Genomic DNA, 16,689 nt, shown 5'->3' on the forward strand with positions numbered 1-16,689 from the left:
TTAGCCAGCCCAGGCTCGGACGATCATGACCAACACCATGTGGGGCGGCCGCTTTGCCGCAAGCCCTTCGCAGATCATGGAGGAGATAAATGCCTCCATCGACTTCGACAAGCGGCTGTGGCGGCACGACATCGAAGCCTCCAAGGCGCACGTCGCCATGCTTGCGGCGACCGGCATCGTTTCGGCCAAGGAGGCCGGCGAGATCGCCAAGGGTCTCGACCAGATTCTGGGAGAGATGGAGGCGGGCCAGTTCAAATTCACGCGAGCGCTGGAAGACATTCATCTTAATGTCGAAAGCCGGCTCCACGAGCTGATCGGGCCGGTGGCCGGCAAGCTGCACACCGCGCGCTCGCGGAACGACCAGGTCGCCACCGACTTCAAGCTCTATGTCCGCGACGAGATCGCCGCGATCGATTCCGGCCTCGCAGCGCTCCAGCTCGCGCTCGCCCAGAAGGCACTCGATCATGCCGCCACGGTGATGCCGGGCTTTACCCATCTGCAGACGGCGCAGCCCATCACCTTCGGCCATCATTGTCTCGCCTATGTGGAGATGCTGGCGCGTGATCGCGGCCGCTTCGCCGACGCCGCCAAACGCCTCGCCGAATGCCCGCTCGGCTCGGCGGCGCTCGCCGGCACGAGCTTTCCCATTGACCGGATCATGACGGCGAAAGCGCTCGGCTTCGCCCGGCCCACGGCCAACTCGCTCGATGCCGTCTCCGACCGCGATTTCGCGCTCGAGACGCTCGCCGCCGCATCCATCGCCGCCATGCATCTGTCGCGGTTCGCCGAGGAGATCGTGCTGTGGACCTCGCCGCAATTCGGCTTCGCCAGGCTGTCGGACGCGTACTCTACCGGCTCCTCCATCATGCCGCAGAAGCGGAACCCCGACGCGGCCGAGCTGGTGCGCGCCAAGACCGGGCGCATCGCCGGCGCCTTCCAGGCGCTGCTCATGGTGATGAAGGGCCTCCCCCTCGCTTATGCCAAGGACATGCAGGAAGACAAGGAGCCGGTGTTCGATGCGCTCGATGCGCTCAAGCTTGGCCTTGCCGCCATGACCGGCATGGTCGGCGACCTCGAGATCGACGCCAAGGCCATGAAGCGGGCGGCTTCGCGCGCACACGCCACCGCCACCGACCTCGCCGATTGGCTGGTAAAGACCTTGGGGCTTCCCTTCCGGGACGCCCACCACATCACCGGGCGAATCGTCGCCCTGGCCGACTCCAAAGGCGCCGACCTCAAAAAGCTCACTTTGCCCGAAATTAAGTCGGTCGAGCCGCGCGTAACCGAGGACGTCTATGCCGCCCTCGACCCCGGAAGATCGGTAAAAAGCCGTAAAAGCCAAGGCGGAACCGCCCCGGGCAACGTCCGGCGCGAGGCCAAGCGCTGGATAAAGCGTTTGGAGAAGGCCCCCCTCTCGCGATAAAAGAGTGAGAACGGGCCAGGAATGGGCCCGGACCACAGGGGCACGACCATGGGAAGCGCGTTGCGCATCCTAATAATGCTTGCGCTGGTATTGGCTGTCGGGCTTTCGGCGTGTGGACGCCGGGGTTCGCTGGAGCGGCCGAAGCCGAGCTATCCTGAGACGGCGGCCGACCCGTCAACCAAGATGTCCCAGGCGCCGGCCCGCCGCCTGCCGATACTCGACCGATTGCTCGAATAGACCTGTCTCGTTCCCATGCACCATTTCGCCTACCGGCGCGGCGTGTCTCACGCAAACGTGCTTCACGCCGAGGAGGTCGACCTTTGCGCGCTGGCCGCCGCCGTCGGCACCCCGTTCTATTGCTATTCCACGGCGACGCTTGAGCGTCACTACCGGGTGTTCGCGGAAGCCTTCGCCGCGCACCCCGGCACGCTTGTCTGCTACTCGGTCAAGGCCAACTCTAATCTCGGTGTGCTGGCGACGTTGGCCAAGCTCGACGCCGGCATGGACGTGGTATCCGAAGGCGAACTCCGCCGCGCGCTCGCCGTCGGCGTGCCGCCCGAGCGCATCGCCTTCTCCGGCGTCGGCAAGACCAAGGAGGAGATGGCGTTGGCCCTCGATGCCGGCATCTTCGCCTTCAACGTCGAATCCGAGCCCGAGCTTCGCGCGCTCAGTGAAGTCGCCGACGCCCGTGGGCGCGGCGCACGCATCGCTTTCCGCGTGAACCCTGACGTCGATGCCAAGACCCATCACAAGATTTCGACCGGCAAGGCCGAGAACAAGTTCGGCGTGCCGTTCGAGCAGGCCGTGTCGCTCTATCGCCAGGCGGCCAAGCTGCCGGGCATCTTGCCGGTCGGCATTCACATGCATATCGGCAGTCAGATCACCGACCTCGAGCCGTTCCGCAACGCCTTCGTCCTGCTCCACGATCTGGGCGCCACGTTGCGCACGGCCGGCTTCGCCATCGAGTTCGTCAATCTCGGCGGCGGCCTCGGCATCCCGTATCGCCACGACGAGCCGGCGCCGCCGCTGCCCGCCGACTATGCGGCGCTCGTCAACCGGGCGGTTGGCGATCTCGGCGTACGGCTCCTGTTCGAGCCCGGCCGCTTGATCGCCGGCAACGCCGGCATCCTCGTTTCCCGCGTGATCTACGTGAAGCAGGGCGACAAGACGTTCACTATCATCGATGCCGCGATGAACGACTTGATCCGGCCCACGCTCTACGAGGCCCATCACGAGATCCTGCCGGTGATCGAGCCGATGCCTGGCACAAGGGCGGTCGTGACCGACGTGGTGGGGCCGGTGTGCGAGACCGGCGACTATCTCGCGCGCGGCCGTCCTTTGCCGGAACTTCATGCCGGCGATCTCGTTTCCGTGATGACGGCTGGCGCCTATGGCGCCGTGCTCGCGTCCGAGTACAATAGCCGCCTGCTGGTGCCCGAGGTTCTCGTGTCAGGGAGCCGCTACTGCGTCACGAGGCCGAGGCCTAGCTATGACGACATGCTGGCGGCGGAGCGCCTGCCGGAGTGGATTTAGGTGGCGTGCGAGCCTCCATTTCGCCCGCTTCGATCCCCAAGTTACTGTGAAGTAACCTTTGCTCAGGCCGCCCCTATGCTAAACACGACCGATCATGGCGAGACCGACCCGACCAAAGACTAGCGTCCGCGAAGACGCCGAGGCCGGCGCGCTGAAAGCGCGCTTCGAGCGCCGCGTGCGCCTGAGCTGGCTTGCGCTGCTCGGCGAACGCGCCTGGGAGGCGCTGCTGTGGCCATTCGTCGTCGTCGCCTCGTTCCTGATTCCGACCCTGCTCGGCGGCTGGGGGGTCATGCCGCCATTGCTGCACCGCATCCTGCTTGGCGCATTTGCCGTCGCCCTGCTGATCTCGTTCTTGCCACTCGTACGGCTCGTGCTGCCGACCCGCGCCGAAGCGCTGCGCCGGCTCGAGCGCACCGCCAATATCAAGCACCGGCCGGCGTCTTCCTATGAAGACCGGCTAGGCTCGACACCACCTGCCGAGACAGCGTTTCTGTGGGCGACCCATCGCGAGCGGCTCTCGCGCCTTGTCGCCAAGCTTAAGCCCTCCTGGCCTACTCCGCGGACCGACCGCAAGGATCCCTACGCCATTCGCGCGGCACTTCTGCTTGGACTAGTGGTCGCCGTACTCGCCGCCGGCGCCGACAGCGGGACGCGGCTCCGCGCCGCCTTCTCGCCCGCGACCAGCGCCTCGACCGCACTGCTCCGGCTCGATGCCTGGGTGACACCGCCCGTCTATACCGGCATGGCGCCTATCGTCCTTGCCGACGGCAGCGAGGCCGTAGGCGCGGGCGCCGAGACTTTCCGCGCGCTGTCGGTGCCCGAGCGGAGCCAGCTCATCGTGCGCACCCATGCACCCGAGGGCGAGACTGTCACGCTCAGCGTCCGCAAGGACGGCGCGGCCGAGGCCAAGATCATCGAACCCAAGACCGGCGGCAGCGCCGGGCTGGTCGAATTCAATATCGGCCTGATGGAACCCCTTACTGCCGACGTGAGGATCGGCGGCCAGACCGTCTCCCAATGGCAATTCGCGCTGATCGAGGATGCGCCGCCCACTATCAGCCTGATGGGCGATCCTACGACCACGCCGCGCGGCGCGCTTCGCCTTCTCTATGGCGCGCTCGACGACTATGGCGTGGCGAGCGCCGAGGCGCGCTTCGCGCTTGCCGCAGGCGAGGTTCAGGCCTTCGCCCCCATGCCGCCGGACGAGGAGACCGAGGAGCATGAGGCTGCCGAAGCCGAGCCGTTGATCCCCCCGCCGGTCATGCCGCTGCAACTGCCGCGCACCAACGCAAAGAAGGTCGAAGGCCGCGCCACCCAGGATCTGACCGCCCACCCTTGGGCCGGGCTCAAGGTGCGCATGACCCTCGTCGCCCGCGACCAGGCGGAGCAGATGGGCGAGAGCCAGCCCTATGAGTTCGTGCTGCCACAGCGGACCTTCACCAAGCCGCTCGCCAAGGCTGTGGTCGAGCAGCGCAAGAAGCTCGTGCGCGAGCCGGCCGCGCAGGCGACCGTCGCGCGGGCGCTCGATGCGCTGACCTTGGGCGAGGAGAAAGTGATCGACGATCGTGTCGTCTATCTCTCTTTGCGCAATGCCTACTGGCGCCTCATGAACGACGACTCCCGCGACAGCCTCATCAGCGTGGTCGACCAGCTTTGGGCCACCGCGCTCCGCATCGAGGAAGGCGACCTGCCGGACGCCGAGCGCGAACTCAAGAGCGCGCAGGACGCATTGATGAAAGCGCTCCAGGAAAATGCCCCGGCCGACGAGATCAAGCAGCGCATCGAGGAGCTTCGCGCCGCGCTCGGCCGCTATCTTCAAGCGCTCGCCGCCCAGCAGCAGGATAAGGGCAACTTGCCGTCGCAGACGGCCCAGGACGGCGACCAACTCGTATCGCAGCAGGACCTCGACAAGATGCTGAAGAGCATCGAGGACCTCGCCCAGGCGGGCTCCAAGGACATGGCGGAGCGCATGCTGTCGGAGTTGAACGACATCCTCGATCGGCTGCAGACCGGAAACTTCGCCGAAAATGCCAAGCAGCAGCGAGCCGGCCGCGCGATGAAGGACCTGAACGACGTGGTCTCAGATCAGCAGAAGCTGCTCGACGACACGTTCGCCGAGAAGCGCCAGCAGCAGGGCGAGGGCGGCGGCGGCGACCAGTTCGAAGTGAGCCCGCCCGGTCAGCCCATGGATTTCGGCCCCGGTATCGACATGACGCCGTTCTTCGACCAAATGCCGCAAAGCGGCCAGTCCGGCGCCAAGGCCCAAGGCCAGTCGGGCCGCCAAGGCGACGCCCCAGGCGGCGGCCAGACCCAGCTTGGCGAGCAGCAGGGCCCGCAGCAAGGCAACCTCGGCGAACTCGCCAAGCGCCAGCAGGCCCTGGCCGAAAAGCTCCAGAACCTGATCGACCGTATGCGCATGGAGGGCGCCGAGGCGCCCAACCAGCTTGAGGGCGCCAAGGAGGCCATGGACGACGCCGAAGAGGCGATCGGCGAGCCCAACCTCGACCGCGCCACCCAGAACCAGAGTCTGGCACTCGATCGCATGCGCAAAGGCGCCGAGTCCATGGCGCAGCAAATGATGGAGAGCGGCGAGATGCAGCAGGGCCAGGGCCCTGGCTCGAACGGCCGAGATCCGCTCGGCCGCCCCGACCGCTCCAACCGTCCCGATCTCGGTCTTTCCGTGCAGGTTCCCGACGAGATCGACATCCAGCGGGCGCGCGAGGTTCTCGACGAGTTGCGCCGCCGCCTCGGCGACCCGTCGCGGCCGAGCTTGGAGCTCGACTATCTCGAGCGGCTTATCCGATCGTTCTGACCCGGCCTTGACGCTGACGGTCCTCTCACATGCTTGATGCGATCGTGACTTTCTTCACCCGAGCGTTTCAGGCGGTCGGGCGCGGTCTTGGGCTCGCCGTCGCCTTCGTGCTCCGGCCGTTCGTGTGGCTCGGCCGCTGGTTCACGCAGCGCGGCGTGATCCTCAAGGTCGTGCTCGGCGTGTTGCTTCTCGGCCTCGTCGGCCTTTACGGCTATTTCTTCTGGACGACGCAGCGCTGGACCAATTTCGATACCGACTATGCGCGCGCTTACCAACGCACCGCCGAAGTCAAGCCGAGCGAGCCGTCAGGCGCGGGCATCATCACCGGCGACGATGAGGCGAAACCCGGCGACGGCGCGGCGCAGACCTGCCGGCGGTCTCTCGTCGTAGGCGCCACCGCCGATCTCGTCGATTTCAACGTCAACCAGAACGCCTGGATCTCGTCGATGCTCCTCTACAAGCTCGGGCTGTTCGGGCTCGATTGGGACAGGACGCCCTATTTCGACAACAAGGCGGCGTTCCAGCGCGGTGTGAACCAGGCGATCCGCCGCACGACCATCGAGCTCGTCGACACGTTGGGCCGAGTGCGCGGCACCTCGCAAATCGATGCCGACCTTCAGAGCGCCCGCGGCGCGCTCCAGTTCGACGAAACCACCTGGTATTTCGGCCTGAGCCCGTTTGGCCCGAAGACGCCAACGCCGAGCTTCTACCGCGCCGCCATCAAGGACCTCAGGAAGTTCAACGACCGGCTGGAGAAATGCGAGGCGGTGTTCGACGCGCGCGCCGACAACCTGCTCCAGTTCATCGACCGCATCGCCAACGACATCGGCGCCACGTCGGCGATCCTGCGCGAGCGCTCCGAGCACTATAACGGCGGCTGGTTCGACACCCGTGCCGACGACCGCTTCTGGTTCGCCTACGGCCAGCTCTATGGCTATTACGGCATCCTCACCGCGGCCCGTGCCGACTTCCACGACGTGATCGCCCAGCGTGGGCTCGTCGCGTTGTGGGACGAACTCGAGGAGCAGTTGCGCGCATCGCTCCGGATTCAGCCGTTCATCATCTCCAACGGCGCGGAGTCCGGCTGGCTGATGCCCTCGCATCTCGCCACCCTCGGCTTCTATGTGTTGCGCGTGCGCTCGAACCTGGTCGAGATCAGGCTCGTGCTGGATAGGTAACCAAGACGCACCGTCAGCCTTCGAGCACGCCGATGAAGGGCAGCTCGCGATAGCGGTTGGCGAGGTCCGTGCCGTATCCGACCACGAAGCAGGGCGGGCAGCGGAACCCGGTGAAGTCGGGCGCAATCTCGGCCGCGCGCGGCACCTGCTTGTCGAGCAGGACGCAGGTCTTGACCAAGCGCGCGCCACGCGCGGCGAGCAGGCCCTTGGCGAAGGCGAGCGTCCTGCCTGAGTCGAGGATGTCGTCGACGATCACCACGTCGCGCCCTTGCAGCGCGCTCTCCACGTCGCGCAAGACCTTCACCTCCCCGCTCGACGTGATGCTGTCGCCATAGCTTGCGAGAAAGATGAAATCGATCTCCGGGTGCAGCCCTTGCCGATTTAGGGCCCGAATCAGATCGGCGGCGAAGATGAAGCTCCCCTTCAGCACCGCGACGATGATGAGATCGCTGAGTTTGGCTGCGGCAATGTCGCGCGCGAGCTCCTCGACGCGGCGCGCGATGGTCTCGGCGCTGTATAGCGGCGTGATGGCATCCGCCCCCGCACTGCCGGCCATGCGTTAGTTCGCCTTGGCGAAACGGACCTTGAGGCTGCGGACGTTGCTGGGCGGCGAGGGAATCTGGCGCAGGAACGGCGCCTCCTCGCCGGCGCTGAGCTCCGTCGCGCCGACCTCCGTCGTCCACTCCGAGATTTCCTCGCCCTTCTCGTCGCGAAGGGCGATGACGACGGTCGGCACGGTCATGGTCGTCGAGCTCGTATTGCGCACATTGCCCTGGACCTCGAGCACCGTCTGGCTGCCGTCATTAGTCCAGCCGTATCGGACGCCTTCGAAGGCGAGCCCCTGGGAGCCCACCGGCATGCCGAGCAGCGCATAGACCCGCGCGGCGCCGGGCAGCATGGAGACCGTGGCGCCCGGCGCAAAGGCGAACAGGCCGACCACGACGGCGACGATGAGCGCAAGCAAGCCCCAGCCGATCGCGACAATGGGGAGCGGCTTGCGCGGCGCCTTCGGCGGCGCCTTGCCGAACGCGGCAGCGACCAGAGCGGGGTCGGCGAGTGCGGCGTCCTGCTCTTCTTCCTCGGGGTAGCCGGCGTCGAACGACGCGTCCCGCGAGCCGGCAGGAATGTAGGTCGAGCCGGCAGGAATGTAGGTCGCCTCGGTCTGTGGCTGCGGAGCCTCCGGCATTGGCGCTTCCGGCGGAGGCATTTCGGGCGCAGTGGCCGCGCTCTTGCCCATGATCTTGGCGAAGAGACCGCCTTGCTTTGGCGGAACGGGCGGCTGCGAAGGCGGCCTCGCCTCCGCGTTCATGCTCGCAACCTGGGCCGCGAGGCCCGCGTCGGCCTCAAAATCAGCGTCGCCTTGCGGCGGCGGGGATGGAAACGCTTGCGGGGGCGGCGGTGGAGCCGCCCGTGGCGGCATGGGTTGCGGGGCCGGTGCGCGAGGCGCTGCCTGAGGCGGCGGAGGTGCCGGCGGTGGCGCCGGAGCCCGGGGCACAGCCTGCGGCGGTGGAGCCTGGGGTGCAGTCGCTGGCGCCGCAGCCGGTTGAGGCTGTGGTAAAGCCTGCCAAACGTGGCCGCACTTCGTGCAGCGAACCTTGCGCCCTTCAGGTGGAAGCGCCGCCTTGACTTCGTAACGGGTCTCGCAAGCCGGGCAGATAATCAGTGTTGCCATTTTAGAAGCCGAAAACGTCCGCTACGCGAGGAATTTGCGGACGCCCCATGCGGTTGCCCAATTCCATTGATACCCGACTGGGACTTCAGCATAAAGTGCCACTGGTCGGCAATCTTAAGACGCTTAAGGAACACGGGTGATCCGCTTTGACAATGTCGGCCTACGCTACGGCTCAGGCCCCGAAATCTTGCGCGACGTCACCTTTCACGTGCTTCCGGGGTCCTTTCACTTCCTGACCGGGCCGTCGGGAGCCGGAAAGACCTCGCTTTTGCGGCTTCTTTTCATGTCCCTGCGGCCCTCCAGGGGGCTTATTTTCGTGTTCGGCGAGAATGTGGCAGACTTGCCTCAGAGCGGCCGGGCCGCCCTGAGGCGCCGAATCGGCATCGTTTTCCAGGATTTCCGCCTGCTCGAGCACCTCACCACCTGGGAGAACGTGGCGCTGCCCCTGCGGGTCATGGGCAAGAAGGAAAGCGACTACCGCGAGGATGTGACCGACCTCCTCCGCTGGGTAGGGCTCGGCAACCGGATCAATGCCTACCCGGAAATCCTGTCCGGCGGCGAGAAGCAGCGCGCCGCCATCGCCAGGGCCGTGATCGGCCGGCCTGAACTCCTCCTCGCTGACGAGCCCACCGGCAATGTCGATCCGGCCATCGGCAACCGCCTGCTGCGCCTCTTCGTCGAGCTCAACCGGCTCGGCACTTCGGTCATCATCGCCACTCACGACTACACCCTCCTGGAACAGCTCGATGCGCCGCGCCTCATGCTCTACGAGGGCCAATTGCAGGTGAGCGGCAAGTGACCCTGGTCTCCGACATTCGCGACTATCCCTGGACCAGCCTGCTCGCCGGCATCCTGCCGGCGCGTCTCACCAGGCTATTGCCCCGGCGCTTCCAAGCAACGAGTGCGCAGATCGTGCCCTCTGCCTCGATCGCCGGCAACGCGCTGACCGTGGTGATCGCAATCATGACGTTCCTCGCCTGCCTTACGGCGGGCGGCGTCTACATGGTCAACCAATCGGCGCAAGCCTGGGTCAACGACATCGCGAGCGAGATCACCATCGAGCTCGACCCCGTGAATTCTCCCGACATAGAGAAGAAGATCACCTTGGTGTCGCTGTTCCTTGCCAAGCAGAACGGCATTACGAGGGTCAAACCGCTCAGTGCCGAAGACTCTGCCAAGCTGCTCGAGCCTTGGCTTGGATCTTCGGCGGCGGCGCTTTCCGCGCTGCCGATCCCGCGCCTCATCGCCGTGGAGATCAACCGCTCGAACCCGCCCGATATCGAGGTCATCAAGGCGGCGCTGTCACAGAACTTCGAGGGCGTCACCCTTGACGACCACCGGCGCTGGCAGGCGGAGATCAAGACCATCACCCGCTCGGCCGCGCTCGGCGGCATCGCCGTACTCGCCCTCGTCGCCGCCGCGACCATTGCCATCATCGTGTCGGCGACGCGCAGCGCCATGGCTTCCAACCGCGAGATCATCGAGGTGTTGCATTTTGTCGGCGCCAACGAACGGTTCATTTCGGGCGAGTTCGAGCGCCACTTCCTGGGACTCGGCGTGCGCGCTGGCCTCGTCGGCGCCTGTGCTGCGGCCATCGCCTTTCTGCTCGTGCCCTTCGCCATGCACATGCTGGGCGGCGGCACCGTCACCCAGGCCGAGACGCGCCGCCTCTTGGGCTCCGGCGAGCTCGACCTCGGCGGCTATCTCCTGCTGATGCTGGTCGTCGTCGTGGTCGCCGGCCTGTGCATGATCACCTCGCGGCTCGGCGTGATCCGCGTCCTCAAGTCCTACGCGTGATCCCCTTGCCGACGAGGGGCAAAGTCGATTTCGCGGCCCGGCGATTTTTCCTATTCTGCGCGGCGCCTTGTCAGGTTCGGAGTGCGTTGTGAAGGAGGAAGTCCAAGAGCAGACAGTCCGGCCGCATTTCCGGCGGTTCGGCGGCTTTGTGGGCGGCGTTAGGCTCCTGTTCGACGCCTCGATCCTGCTCCTTGTCATGCTCATTATCGGCTTCATCGTGTTCGCCAACGGTGTGGACCGTGAGCGCGAAGAGCCGACCCACCCCGCCGACGGCATCGCCGTGCTTACCGGCGGCGTCTCGCGCATCGATGAGGCCATGAAGCTCTTGACCAAAGGCAAGGCCAAACGCGTGCTGATCACCGGCGTCAATCGCACCACCACGACGGAAGAACTGAAGCAACTCGCGAGCCAAGGTGGCCAGTATTTCGCCTGCTGCGTCGATATCGACAAGGAGGCGCGCAACACGATCGACAACGCCACCGAGACGAGCGAGTGGGTGGCGGCCCATGGCTACCGCTCGATCATCGTCGTCACCTCGAACTATCACATGCCCCGCGCGCTTGCCGAGCTTGCCCGCGTCCTGCCCGGCGTGGAGCTGATCCCCTATCCGGTAGTCGACAACAATGTGCATGTTGAGCGTTGGTGGACCTATCCCGGCACTACAAAGCTCCTGCTCTCAGAATATCTGAAATACCTCCCGGCGCTCGGGCGCCTTGGCGCCACCAAGCTCGTGCGGCTCATCGTGCCCGGTGACACGAGCACCACCGGAGAGTGGCCAGAGCCGTAGCATCGGCCCCACGCCCCATGGCCCGTTCGATTCTTTTCAACCTGCTGTTCTACGTGACCACGGCGCTGTTCGTCGTGCTCGGCAGCCCGCTCCTGTTCGCACCGCGCAGCTGGGCCATGGCGGCGCTCAAGGTCCACGCGCGGACCGAGCTTTGGCTACTCAAGCACATCGTCGGCTTGGACTTCGAGGTGCGCGGCCTCGACAAGCTGCCCGAAGGCCCCTGCCTCGTCGCCTCGAAGCACCAGTCCGCTTGGGAGACGTTCGCGCTGATCCCGCTGTTCCGGGACCCCACGCTCCTCATGAAGCGCGAGCTGTTCTGGATCCCGTTCCACGGCTGGTTCTCTTACAAATTCGAGATGATCCCGGTCGATCGCGACAAGGGGCCGACGGCGCTCCGCCGCATGCTGCGCGCGGCCAAGAAGCGCATCGCCGACGGCCGCGAGATCATCATCTTCCCGGAGGGGACACGCCGGCCGCCGGGCGCGGAGCCGGACTACAAGACCGGCATCGTTCTCCTCTACGAGGCGCTCCAAGTGCCGTGCGTGCCGGTGGCGCTCAACTCCGGCGTCTTCTGGCCGCGGCGGAATTGGCGGCTGTCCACCGGCACCGTCGTGGTCGAGATCCTCGATCCCATCCGCCCGGGTTTGCCTAAAGTAGAGTTTCTCGCCCGCCTCAAAGCTGCGATCGAGACCGCCTCGGGCCGCCTTTTAGCCGAGGCGAAGGCGCCCTCCAAAAGCGGTTAACCTCTTGTTAACACTTAAAAGCTTGACGCGCGGCTGGGCCAAGTTCATCATTTGTTCCAGACAGATTCGTGATCGCTGGCGTCTTGAATTCGTCATCGATCAACCCATTTGACCTAACGTCGCATTAGTTAACGGGACGGGATTCCCATGTGGACGAGCCAAGCCGAAGTCGCTGAAACTGCCCCTTGGGGGCCGGCCGATGAGCCTGCGCTTGTCTGCGCCGAGGCGGCGTTCGCCCAAGCCTTCCACTATTGGCGTGGCGTATCTGGCCGCCGCTATCTCCATAGCGTCTACACACTCGTGGGTTGCCCCGCCCTGCCCCAAGCGAACTACATCCTCGTCCGCCGCTATGAGGACGGCACCCGCGAGGCGCTCGCCTTCGGTCAGACCAAGGACGACGCGGTGACGTTGAACTTAGCCCATCTCCGTCACCAAGGCGCGAAGTGCGGCGCCAACGAGGTGCATATCCACCTTCTGGCCGACACTGCCCATGATCGGAGCCTAGTCGAGGCCGATCTCGCCGCGGCGCACCTGCGCCGCCGCGCCGCCAAGGCCGCTTAACGTCCAAAATCTGGCTGTATGGCCGGCCTTGTGCCGGGAGCCACGATTTGAGTCGTGTCACGGGCAAAATCGTGGATGGCCGGGACAAGCCCGGCCATGACAAACAAAATTGCTGCTAATTCCGGGAGAGCTTCTCGAGCCGCTGCTGCATCGCGAGGAGCTCGGCCTTGAGCGTGTCGATGTCGTCCTCGCTCGGCTTGGCGTTCGCCGCAGGCTTCTTCTCGGCCTCTTGGCCCCCGTGCGTATTCGTCGCATCGGTCCCTGAGAACGGGGTGAACATGCCGAGCGCGCGCTCGAAGGCCTCGAAATTCTTCCGCACCTGCTCCTGCATGGCATCGAAGGCCGCCGTGCCGAACACATGGGCGAAGCGCCGGCGATACTGCTCCTGCTGCTTGGTGAGCGAGTCGAGGCTGAATTCGAGATAGCTCGGCACAAGCTTCTGCATGCTGTCGCCATAGAAGCGGATGAGCTGGCGCAAGAAACCGATGGGCAGGAGATTGGTCCCTCTGCTTTCCTGCTCGACGATGATTTGGGTCAGGACAGTATGGGTGAGGTCTTCGCCGGTCTTCGCGTCGTAGACGACGAAATCCCGTTCGCCGCGCACCATTTCGGCGAGGTCCTCAAGCGTCACATAGGTGCTTGTATCGGTATTGTAGAGCCTGCGGTTGGCGTATTTCTTGATGATGACCGGCCGGCTCTCTTGGTCCGCATCCCGTGCCACGTGTCTTTCGCTCCTAGGCCTCAGGCCCCGGCCTCAAGGCTACTCTATGCCGCACTTGCGAAGTTCACTAGCACGTTCTTTGTGCGCAGCACCAGAGGCTTTGCCGCGAGGCTTAACAGGGCCCCTCCGTCGGGCTTTCCCAACCGGAATCACTAGGGTATGACCTGGGGTCCAAAGGGGTATGGAGAACAGAATGAAGGACGAAGATATTGTCATCGTCAGCGCGGCGCGGACGCCGGTCGGCTCCTTTAACGGCGCACTGTCGAGCGTGCCGGCGCACGCACTGGGTGAGGTTGCCATCCGCGCGGCGCTCGAGCGCGCGCACGTCGATCCGGCCGATGTGGACGAGGTCATCATGGGCCAGGTGCTGACCGCGGGCCAGGGCCAAAACCCGGCGCGGCAGGCGGCCATCGCCGCAGGCGTGCCCAAGGAGGCGACCGCCTGGGGCGTCAATCAAGTGTGCGGCTCCGGGCTCCGCGCCGTCGCCCTCGGGGCGCAGCAGATCGCCGTGGGTGATGCCGATATCGTGGTGGCCGGCGGGCAGGAGAGCATGAGCCTCGCGCCGCACGTCGCTCATCTGCGCAACGGCCAGAAGATGGGCACAGTCGAGTTCATCGACTGCATGATCAAGGACGGACTGTGGGAAGCCTTCAACGGCTATCACATGGGCATGACCGCGGAGAACGTCGCCAAGCAGTGGCAGATCACCCGCGAGGAGCAGGACAAGTTCGCCGTGGCCTCGCAGCACAAGGCGGAGAAGGCGAAAAAGTCCGGCAAGTTCAAGGACGAAATCGTTCCCGTCACCATCAAGACCCGCAAGGGCGAGACGGTGGTAAGCGATGACGAGTATATCCGCGATGGCGCCAACTACGACGACGTAGCCAAGCTGCGTCCGGCCTTCGACAAGGAAGGCTCCGTCACCGCGGGCAACGCTTCCGGCATCAATGACGGCGCCGCCGCCGTGGTCCTCATGACCGCCAAGGAGGCGAAGAAGCGCGGGCTGAAGCCGCTCGCACGCCTCGCCTCGTGGGCGACCGTCGGAGTCGATCCCAAGGTGATGGGCTCGGGCCCCATCCCGGCCTCGCGCAAGGCGTTGGAGAAGGCCGGCTGGAAGGTTTCCGACCTCGACCTCATCGAGGCCAATGAAGCCTTCGCCGCGCAGGCGCTCGCCGTGAACAAGGACCTCGGCTGGGACACCGGCAAGGTCAACGTCAACGGTGGCGCCATTGCCATCGGCCATCCTATCGGCGCCTCCGGCGCGCGCATTCTGGTCACCCTGTTGCACGAGATGCAGAGGTCGGACGCCAAGAAGGGCCTGGCGACCTTGTGCATCGGCGGCGGCATGGGCATTGCCATGTGCGTCGAGCGCGCGTGACTGCTGTAAGGTTTGAATTCGATTCCCGCGTTGGAAGGCCGGTAAGGCCGCCCACGCGGAGTTCGTGTTTGCCAAAGAAGCGGGCGCCAACGCTGCGCCAAGGGAGGAAGCGATGGGAAGGGTGGCTTTTGTCACGGGGGGAACGCGCGGCATCGGCGGGGCCGTCTCGCGCGCGCTGAAAGAGGCGGGCTACAACGTCGCCGCCAACTATGCCGGCAATGACGACGCCGCCAAGGCGTTCAAGAAGGACACCAAGATCCCTGTGTTCAAGTGGGACGTCGGCGACTATCAGGCTTGCGAGCAGGGCGTCATCGCCGTCGAGAATGAGGTCGGCCCTATCGACATCCTGGTCAACAACGCCGGCATCTCGCGCGACGCCATGCTCCAGAAGATGAGCCATGAGCAATGGAGCCAGGTCATCCGTACCAATCTCGATTCGGTGTTCAACATGACCCGGCCGGTCATCAACGGCATGCGTGAGCGGGGCTTCGGCCGCGTCATCTCGATCTCCTCGATCAACGGCCAGAAGGGCCAGCTCGGGTTGACCAATTACTGCGCCGCCAAATCCGGCGTGATCGGCTTCACCCGCGCGCTCGCACTTGAGAGCGCACGCAAGGGCATCACCGTCAATGCCATCGCCCCCGGCTATGTGGCGACGGACCTCTTGTCCGGCGTCTCCGAGGACGTGATGAAGGCGATCGTCGGCCAGATTCCCGTCGGCCGTCTCGGCGAGGCCGAGGAGGTCGCGCGCTGCGTGGTGTTCCTGGCGTCTGATGCCGCCTCGTGGATCACCGGCTCGACCTTGACCATCAACGGCGGCCAGCACATGGATTGAGCCTAAGGCTCGAAATCCGGAGGGGCCAATTCGAAGCCGGCGAAGTCGAAACCAGGTGCCACGGTGCAGCCCATCAAGGTCCAGGCGCCGAGCGACCGCGCGCTCTGCCAGGCGCCGGCAGGCACCAGGCCTTGGGGGTGCTCTCCTTGCAGAAGGTTCGGCCCGAGCCGGTGCTCGTGGCGGGTCCCGCCATCGCTCACTTCGAGCAGGAGCGGCGCGCCGCCGTGCCAATGCCACATCTCCGCCGCGTCGACCTTGTGCCAGCGGGACACCTCGCCGGCCTTCAATAGGAACAGGATGGCGGTGGAGTGGGCGCGTCCCTTGTGCCCGGGTTCGTCCCTGAACGTCTCGCGAAACCAGCCGCCCTCCGGGTGCGGCTGAAGCTTCAGATGCGCAATGACCTCGTCGGCTGTCAGCGGCTCCGCCACGACTAGAACCTATCCTTGCGCTTGCGGATCTCGCCGAAGATCTCCTCAAGCGCCCGCCCCTCCATGCCGAGCCGCTTCTGAATGGCGGGGCTCTGCGGCCGCAGGAACGGATTGGTGGCGAGCTCTCTCCCGATCGTCGTCGGCAGCGACGGCGACCCCTTCGCCGTATTGTCCGCCGCCTCCGCCGCACGCGCTTGAAGCGCCTCATTCTCCGGTTCGACCGTGAGCGCGAAGCGGCAATTGGCGTCGGTATATTCGTGGCCGCAATAGACGCGCGTATCGGGCGGCAGAGCGGCGAGCTTCGACAATGACGACCACATGGTCTTGGCATCGCCCTCGAGCAACTTGCCGCAGCCGACCGAGAATAGCGTATCGCCCACGAACACGAGGCCATCGTCCGGGAAGAAATAACTGACATGCCCGCGCGTGTGGCCTGGCGTCTCGATGACGCGGCCCTTTACGCCGCCAACCTCCACCGTGTCGCCCTCCTTCACCTCGACATCGAGACCTGGGATCAGCCCCGCCTCACGCGCCGGGCCTATGACCGTGCACCCGGTCTTTCGCTTCACCGCCTCGATGCCCGCCGTGTGGTCGCCATGGTGGTGGGTGACCAGGATATCGGTGAGCGTCCAGCCCCTCTTTTGAAGCGCCGCGAGGAGCTCCTCGGCATCAGGTGCGTCGATCGCCGCCGTGGCCTCGGTCGCCGGATCGTGGATCAAGACGCCGTAATTGTCGCTCCGCGTGGGAAACTGATGGATCTCCAGCCTAGCCATCCGCACCTCAGCCTGTGATGTTCTTTGTCATTGAAAGGTACCATCCGAAGT

18 protein-coding genes and 1 pseudogene are annotated in these 16,689 nt (G+C 65.4%); 13 read left to right on the plus strand and 6 right to left on the minus strand.

Annotation, left to right across the window (positions count from 1 at the left end):
* The first annotated feature begins 25 nt into the window (after window positions 1–25).
* The 5 genes from argH to ACRECX_RS03670 all read left to right on the plus strand — a co-directional run bounded on the left by argH (window position 26) and on the right by ACRECX_RS03670 (window position 6,946).
* A complete protein-coding gene (gene argH, locus ACRECX_RS03650; RefSeq protein ID WP_431557454.1) occupies window positions 26–1,423 on the plus strand; it encodes an argininosuccinate lyase in 1,398 nt (465 codons plus the stop codon).
* A gap of 75 nt (window positions 1,424–1,498) precedes the next feature.
* Window positions 1,499–1,660 (plus strand): LPS translocon maturation chaperone LptM, encoded by a 162-nt coding sequence (gene lptM, locus ACRECX_RS03655; protein WP_431557637.1) that lies wholly within the window; start codon window positions 1,499–1,501, stop codon window positions 1,658–1,660.
* Between the two features lie 15 nt (window positions 1,661–1,675).
* Window positions 1,676–2,956 carry a diaminopimelate decarboxylase gene (lysA, locus tag ACRECX_RS03660; RefSeq protein ID WP_431557455.1) on the plus strand — a complete coding sequence of 427 codons (1,281 nt, stop codon included), beginning with the start codon at window positions 1,676–1,678 and terminating at the stop codon, window positions 2,954–2,956.
* Window positions 2,957–3,050: 94 nt separating this feature from the next.
* Window positions 3,051–5,768, plus strand: coding sequence for a TIGR02302 family protein (locus ACRECX_RS03665; RefSeq protein WP_431557456.1), 2,718 nt, complete (start codon window positions 3,051–3,053; stop codon window positions 5,766–5,768).
* Window positions 5,769–5,797: 29 nt separating this feature from the next.
* Window positions 5,798–6,946 carry a DUF2333 family protein gene (locus ACRECX_RS03670; RefSeq protein WP_431557457.1) on the plus strand — a complete coding sequence of 383 codons (1,149 nt, stop codon included), beginning with the start codon at window positions 5,798–5,800 and terminating at the stop codon, window positions 6,944–6,946.
* Between the two features lie 13 nt (window positions 6,947–6,959).
* Here ACRECX_RS03670 and hpt read toward each other — a convergent pair whose 3' ends face one another.
* Together hpt and ACRECX_RS03680 are read right to left on the minus strand one after the other, a co-directional pair.
* A complete protein-coding gene (gene hpt, locus ACRECX_RS03675) occupies window positions 6,960–7,502 on the minus strand; it encodes a hypoxanthine phosphoribosyltransferase (RefSeq protein ID WP_431557458.1) in 543 nt (180 codons plus the stop codon).
* Between the two features lie 3 nt (window positions 7,503–7,505).
* Window positions 7,506–8,255: an FxLYD domain-containing protein gene (locus ACRECX_RS03680; protein ID WP_431557638.1), complete on the minus strand. Its 750-nt coding sequence runs from the start codon at window positions 8,253–8,255 to the stop codon at window positions 7,506–7,508.
* A gap of 65 nt (window positions 8,256–8,320) precedes the next feature.
* On the opposite strand from ACRECX_RS03680, the gene ACRECX_RS03685 reads away from it, so the two are divergent.
* Window positions 8,321–8,572, plus strand: coding sequence for a hypothetical protein (locus tag ACRECX_RS03685; RefSeq protein WP_431557647.1), 252 nt, complete (start codon window positions 8,321–8,323; stop codon window positions 8,570–8,572).
* Here ACRECX_RS03685 and ACRECX_RS03690 read toward each other — a convergent pair.
* A pseudogene (locus tag ACRECX_RS03690) lies at window positions 8,553–8,618 on the minus strand (hypothetical protein); the annotation flags it as partial. The gene ACRECX_RS03685 and the pseudogene ACRECX_RS03690 overlap by 20 nt on opposite strands.
* A gap of 136 nt (window positions 8,619–8,754) precedes the next feature.
* Here ACRECX_RS03690 and ftsE point away from each other — a divergent pair.
* From ftsE to ACRECX_RS03715, 5 genes are all read left to right on the plus strand, one after another.
* Window positions 8,755–9,417, plus strand: coding sequence for a cell division ATP-binding protein FtsE (gene ftsE, locus ACRECX_RS03695; RefSeq protein ID WP_431557459.1), 663 nt, complete (start codon window positions 8,755–8,757; stop codon window positions 9,415–9,417).
* Complete coding sequence (locus ACRECX_RS03700) at window positions 9,414–10,415, plus strand: cell division protein FtsX (RefSeq protein WP_431557460.1); 1,002 nt, start codon at window positions 9,414–9,416, stop codon at window positions 10,413–10,415. The genes ftsE and ACRECX_RS03700 overlap by 4 nt, the downstream gene beginning before the upstream one ends.
* An 88-nt stretch (window positions 10,416–10,503) precedes the next feature.
* Entirely contained in the window at window positions 10,504–11,202 is a 699-nt protein-coding gene (locus tag ACRECX_RS03705) for a YdcF family protein (protein ID WP_431557461.1), read from the plus strand.
* 17 nt (window positions 11,203–11,219) lie between these two features.
* Complete coding sequence (locus ACRECX_RS03710) at window positions 11,220–11,945, plus strand: lysophospholipid acyltransferase family protein (protein ID WP_431557462.1); 726 nt, start codon at window positions 11,220–11,222, stop codon at window positions 11,943–11,945.
* A gap of 147 nt (window positions 11,946–12,092) precedes the next feature.
* The gene (locus tag ACRECX_RS03715) at window positions 12,093–12,506 is read left to right on the plus strand and encodes a hypothetical protein (protein WP_431557463.1); all 414 of its coding nucleotides are present in this window, start codon (window positions 12,093–12,095) and stop codon (window positions 12,504–12,506) included.
* 115 nt (window positions 12,507–12,621) lie between these two features.
* Here ACRECX_RS03715 and phaR read toward each other — a convergent pair whose 3' ends face one another.
* Complete coding sequence (gene phaR, locus ACRECX_RS03720) at window positions 12,622–13,227, minus strand: polyhydroxyalkanoate synthesis repressor PhaR (protein WP_431557464.1); 606 nt, start codon at window positions 13,225–13,227, stop codon at window positions 12,622–12,624.
* Between the two features lie 193 nt (window positions 13,228–13,420).
* Between phaR and ACRECX_RS03725 the strand changes: the two genes are divergently transcribed.
* Both ACRECX_RS03725 and phbB read left to right on the plus strand, forming a co-directional pair.
* Window positions 13,421–14,602 carry an acetyl-CoA C-acetyltransferase gene (locus ACRECX_RS03725; protein ID WP_431557465.1) on the plus strand — a complete coding sequence of 394 codons (1,182 nt, stop codon included), beginning with the start codon at window positions 13,421–13,423 and terminating at the stop codon, window positions 14,600–14,602.
* Between the two features lie 112 nt (window positions 14,603–14,714).
* A complete protein-coding gene (gene phbB / locus ACRECX_RS03730; RefSeq protein ID WP_431557466.1) occupies window positions 14,715–15,437 on the plus strand; it encodes an acetoacetyl-CoA reductase in 723 nt (240 codons plus the stop codon).
* Window positions 15,438–15,439: 2 nt separating this feature from the next.
* Here phbB and ACRECX_RS03735 read toward each other — a convergent pair whose 3' ends face one another.
* Complete coding sequence (locus ACRECX_RS03735; RefSeq protein ID WP_431557639.1) at window positions 15,440–15,853, minus strand: cupin domain-containing protein; 414 nt, start codon at window positions 15,851–15,853, stop codon at window positions 15,440–15,442.
* Window positions 15,854–15,867: 14 nt separating this feature from the next.
* Window positions 15,868–16,638, minus strand: coding sequence for a hydroxyacylglutathione hydrolase (gene gloB, locus ACRECX_RS03740; RefSeq protein ID WP_431557467.1), 771 nt, complete (start codon window positions 16,636–16,638; stop codon window positions 15,868–15,870).
* Between the last annotated feature and the right edge of the window lie 51 nt (window positions 16,639–16,689).

The sequence above is a fragment of the Methyloceanibacter sp. genome, assembly GCF_050726195.1.
GTDB lineage: Bacteria > Pseudomonadota > Alphaproteobacteria > Rhizobiales > Methyloligellaceae > Methyloceanibacter.

What these genes read in the sequence shown, in the direction of transcription:
- ACRECX_RS03685 (WP_431557647.1), top strand. Translation starts at nt 8,321, where the DNA reads ATGGAAACGCTTGCGGGGGCGGCGGTGGAGCCGCCCGTGGCGGCATGG.
- phbB (WP_431557466.1), top strand. Translation starts at nt 14,715, where the DNA reads ATGGGAAGGGTGGCTTTTGTCACGGGGGGAACGCGCGGCATCGGCGGG.
- ACRECX_RS03680 (WP_431557638.1), bottom strand. Translation starts at nt 8,255, where the DNA reads ATGAACGCGGAGGCGAGGCCGCCTTCGCAGCCGCCCGTTCCGCCAAAG.
- lysA (WP_431557455.1), top strand. Translation starts at nt 1,676, where the DNA reads ATGCACCATTTCGCCTACCGGCGCGGCGTGTCTCACGCAAACGTGCTT.
- gloB (WP_431557467.1), bottom strand. Translation starts at nt 16,638, where the DNA reads ATGGCTAGGCTGGAGATCCATCAGTTTCCCACGCGGAGCGACAATTAC.
- ACRECX_RS03665 (WP_431557456.1), top strand. Translation starts at nt 3,051, where the DNA reads ATGGCGAGACCGACCCGACCAAAGACTAGCGTCCGCGAAGACGCCGAG.
- lptM (WP_431557637.1), top strand. Translation starts at nt 1,499, where the DNA reads ATGCTTGCGCTGGTATTGGCTGTCGGGCTTTCGGCGTGTGGACGCCGG.
- ACRECX_RS03715 (WP_431557463.1), top strand. Translation starts at nt 12,093, where the DNA reads ATGTGGACGAGCCAAGCCGAAGTCGCTGAAACTGCCCCTTGGGGGCCG.
- argH (WP_431557454.1), top strand. Translation starts at nt 26, where the DNA reads ATGACCAACACCATGTGGGGCGGCCGCTTTGCCGCAAGCCCTTCGCAG.
- hpt (WP_431557458.1), bottom strand. Translation starts at nt 7,502, where the DNA reads ATGGCCGGCAGTGCGGGGGCGGATGCCATCACGCCGCTATACAGCGCC.
- ACRECX_RS03725 (WP_431557465.1), top strand. Translation starts at nt 13,421, where the DNA reads ATGAAGGACGAAGATATTGTCATCGTCAGCGCGGCGCGGACGCCGGTC.
- ACRECX_RS03710 (WP_431557462.1), top strand. Translation starts at nt 11,220, where the DNA reads ATGGCCCGTTCGATTCTTTTCAACCTGCTGTTCTACGTGACCACGGCG.
- ACRECX_RS03670 (WP_431557457.1), top strand. Translation starts at nt 5,798, where the DNA reads ATGCTTGATGCGATCGTGACTTTCTTCACCCGAGCGTTTCAGGCGGTC.